At 44.9% G+C, this 3890-nt stretch carries 2 protein-coding genes and 2 pseudogenes; 1 reads left to right on the forward strand and 3 read right to left on the reverse strand.

The genetic code is table 11. The features are described 5' to 3' along the window. The 3 genes and pseudogenes from BM122_RS20575 to BM122_RS23755 form a co-directional block, all read right to left on the reverse strand. A pseudogene (locus BM122_RS20575) lies at positions 1-260 on the reverse strand (substrate-binding domain-containing protein); the annotation flags it as partial. Between the two features lie 28 nt (positions 261-288). After that, a complete protein-coding gene (locus BM122_RS20580) occupies positions 289-2040 on the reverse strand; it encodes an alginate export family protein (protein ID WP_256212263.1) in 1752 nt (583 codons plus the stop codon). 134 nt (positions 2041-2174) lie between these two features. Continuing rightward, a complete protein-coding gene (locus tag BM122_RS23755) occupies positions 2175-2366 on the reverse strand; it encodes a DUF2292 domain-containing protein (protein WP_177198241.1) in 192 nt (63 codons plus the stop codon). 272 nt (positions 2367-2638) lie between these two features. Between BM122_RS23755 and BM122_RS22020 the strand changes: the two are divergent. Continuing rightward, positions 2639-3325: pseudogene (locus tag BM122_RS22020) on the forward strand (IS5 family transposase). The last annotated feature ends 565 nt before the right edge of the window (positions 3326-3890 follow it).

The raw sequence follows: 3890 nt of genomic DNA on the forward strand, positions 1-3890 counted from the left end.
GCGAGCGTGACCACATCAGCATCCAACCCATCAATGACAGAGCGTGCTTGTTTGCCGGATCCTCCATGTGATTGCTTGATAGTCACCTTCTCGCCAGCCTGTGCCTGCCAGTATTTACTGAAGGCGGGATTGAATTCCTGATACAGCTCGCGTGTCGGATCGTAGGAAACATTCAGCAGGGCTTTATCCGCGAGCGCATGCCCTCCAATTAAGAAATTTATCACGAATAGTAGAGCTGTAAACCAACTTTGGATTCTCATATTTTTCCTTCAATAATTACGTTAAAAATTAAAGTAAGCTGATTAATACTTCAAAGTACAAAAAATTAGTATCGCCTGACCGATGATCGACACAAGGATGATGGCCTTCAGTGCACGAGGGGCTTGCTGCTATCCGGTTTTGAACAAATTCACCTGCAAAAAAGTGGGTATAGCCTAAGATGGTGCTGATCCGTGGTGTGGGTTGAAAACGGATGCGCCCTTCAAATGCACTACCGGCATAGTCGCCACTTTGGCCGGTCCTGTCCCGATTGAATCCAGGATCCTTAACAGTATTACTGATGTTCCCATCGAGAAAATCAAACATGCGATCTTTGCTGCTCGCTAGCCAGAACCAGCTATAACCAAGTTCAAAACCCAGCATCGGATGGGGTTGTAAATCAAATCTTACTTTGGGAGTTTTGACGTTCTCAAAAATAAAATAATGATCCGCTGACCAAGGACGTGCAAAACCAAAGAAGCGATCAAAGCGGTTGTCTTCGCCGTCATTGGGATCACGATCACCTGTGGCGTAGCCGTAAAAAGCACTGAGACGCGGTTTCCATGGATAATCAAAGGTTCGCCCTAATTCGATAGTATAGCCATGAGCATCTTGCCGCAGGGGGCCACTATAACCGAGCTGATAATTGAAGCTCCCGTCAAAATCCATTAGATAGGGTTTGCTTGGTGTACCAAGTCTTCCGTAAGCACGAAACCCTGGCATATGAATTTCCCGATCCAGCCGGTTGGTTGCGGTAAAGCCTTGGGGATCACCTTCTTGTTTCTGACCCATGTAATACGGCTGTATCGTGATGATGTCAGACCACTTGCGCCAATGGCCGATTGCTCCAAAAAACCACAGGTTATCATTGGCTTCATCAAATTTGGTTTGCAGCCGTCTGACAGGTTGCATGCCAAAGAGATCAAGCTCCCAGTCATTGGCATCGCGTCCCAGATTCAATCGAAAACCTTCGAAAGTATTGGTGGTGTTGCGCCACTCGTTACGCGCGATAAAACGCCGATCCGTTACTTCATAAGCCATACGGCCTACACGGAATCTAATCGGGCGGTTTTGATTTCTGTCATCCACTCCCAGTGCATTTTTGAAATATAACTCGCCATAAGCATTGATCAGATCGTACTCGTTTCTTTCCTGATCAGTTCTAGCATGTTTATTGTTATACACCCGTGAGTCTTGAAATTCGACGGCAAAACGGAATGGATCCAATATCTCTTTTATTCCAATCCATGCACGGTTACGTAAAAAGAAGGGGTTGTCATCTCCGCCTTCGGTACGCCGTATGTCATTATTGCGGAATTCATATCGAGTACGATGCTCTAAACCGACTTCCAGCCAGGTAATATCTTTAAATGCTTCAATCCCGATATCGCTTAATCGACGCACATATCTGGGCGGATCCGATTCAGGATTGGTTGCATAGCTATCGGAGCGCCGGAAATAACTCGTTGGTTGCTTGCTCTCTTTTGATTTGGCAGCAAGTGGTGAGCTGGATTGATCTTTTGGTTTTACCGACCATTTATATGAGTCGCCTTCTTTAAGTTGCGTGACTTGCAGCATAGAATCTGGGAGGGTAATAACATGACTTTCTGTAACTGATTGAGCTTCCGCAATCTTTTGGGTCAAGACGATAAAAAATAACATACTAAAAAAAAATGTCAGCGAGTTACGCCTAGCTAACAACTGCTTGGTTGTGCTAAGAATCAGAGATGCTTTTCCCACCAATACAATCAATTTATCTAGGATGACTTTTAGAAATTTCATTCATTTCTCCTGTATGCTCTTCCGGTTTTCCGGTCAGGGCATTGCAACTCATTTTTTCCTTCTCCAGTTTTCTGGTCGAAGTAATGGTAGATTTTTGGTTAAACATGATCTAAGTGAGCTAATTTTTTAACTTACTATTTGATGGTGCGAATAGAATTAGTGTAGTTAGTACGAATTCTTTCTCGACACTTGGTGTGCACGACCTGGCTATCATGGATCATGTTCTCTACGCAGCCATATTCAATACTAGTAGCAGCTCGCACGTTCTCCTGTTGAATATCCTGGTAAAACGGATGACTGTTTTTTTGTATCGTTCTGTTTGTCATTGCGTTGAAATGATTTGTTGATTTCAATGGCTGTAGACTTTATCAGTCATTTCTTATTTTTATAAATTATATTATTTCATTTGCTTATCACTATTTCGTATATGTGATTTGATAAGAGTGATTGGTTGGTCGATAAACATAAATAATTCAAGGCTCATTCAGGCAGTTTCTAAGAGCCGGTTCAAAGTCTTTTGAGTTAACGGAAAGGATGTAATGCCTGCAGGATGAGAGACCGTTATCTAAGTGATATTAGTCGCGAACATTTCAAGTAAGTGCGCCCATTGCTGGAGAGTGCGCACAAGAAGATCAGTCCGCGTCGAATCGATTTATATGAAGTATTTTATGGGATATTATATTTACTCAAGTGTAGTTGCCAAGCGAATTTCCAAAATGACGTAAGGTCCATTCGTACTTTTCTATTTGGAGCGAGCCTGCTGGAGCAGACACTTAAAAAATCAGGTTGGCGCGGCCCGCCTGAGGCAGAGGCGTAACGTCTGCTCATCCTATTTGATCGTAGACGCGCAGAGTGTGAAGAACACAGGTACGGCGAACCAGAAGGGTTATAACGCGGGCAAGAAGATTTCGGGTATTAAACGCCATATTGCGGTGAATACGCAGGGGTTGCCACATGCAATCGCAGTAACTGCCGTGCAGGTCACTGATCGAAAGAGAGCGCGGCAAGCAATGGATCGGTGTAGGACCAACCCGGGCAGCGTGCAAAAGTATTAGCTGACGGTAGTTATGCGGGACAACAGTTCGCTGAAGCAACGAAGACTACAATTGGCACAACTGTGCAGATTGCACGGCGCAGTCAATGGCACACGTTTTCTGTGATGCCGAAACGCTGGGTGGTGGAACGCTCTTTCGCATGGTTGGGAAAATACCGATGGCTGTGGAAAAATTGTAAACACAAGCTCAACACCAGCCTACAATTTGTCCATGTTGCTTTCTTGGCATGAATATACAAAGACTTTTAACAGGTTCTAAGGGAGTTCCCGTAGTTTGAATTAGAAGTAACGTACCCCTTATCGCATCACTGACTATTTTCCATATAAGGGCGCAACACTGCGCATTATTGCGCATGACATTATGCCTATGCGGGGTTGCCAAGAGCCCACGAAACCGCTATCGATAATAGTCCAGCCTGGCTACGCCTGTGCTTGTGTACACGCCCAAAAGATTCCGGACTCAGGATTGAAGCTGCTCGGATTGCCAGCAAGGCGCCTAAAAGCCACATATATGATGAAAGGGATTCGGCCAAATTATCAAATCCACGTCCTCAAGACCAAGGCGTTACTATCTAGTGTCAGCTCGGAAACCCCATTTTTTTCACTGGCACTAATTACTTACTGCGGCCGTTGCTAATGATGTCTACGCACAAACCCCGGTCTGGGCGCATAAGCTCTCGAGTGCCTGTCCGGTCAAGATGAACAAGAAGGACAAGACTATGTGGAACTCAATCCTCGCGATCAGTGTGGGCGCATCGCTAGGTGCATTGATTCGATGGTTTCTCGGGTTATCACT

Source organism: Nitrosomonas communis, from assembly GCF_900114745.1.
In the GTDB taxonomy this organism is placed as follows: Bacteria; Pseudomonadota; Gammaproteobacteria; order Burkholderiales; family Nitrosomonadaceae; genus Nitrosomonas; species Nitrosomonas communis_A.

Excerpts from the sequence above, each read along its gene's own strand:
- BM122_RS23755 (WP_177198241.1), bottom strand. The coding sequence starts at position 2,366 with ATGACAAACAGAACGATACAAAAAAACAGTCATCCGTTTTACCAGGAT.
- BM122_RS20580 (WP_256212263.1), bottom strand. The coding sequence starts at position 2,040 with ATGAAATTTCTAAAAGTCATCCTAGATAAATTGATTGTATTGGTGGGA.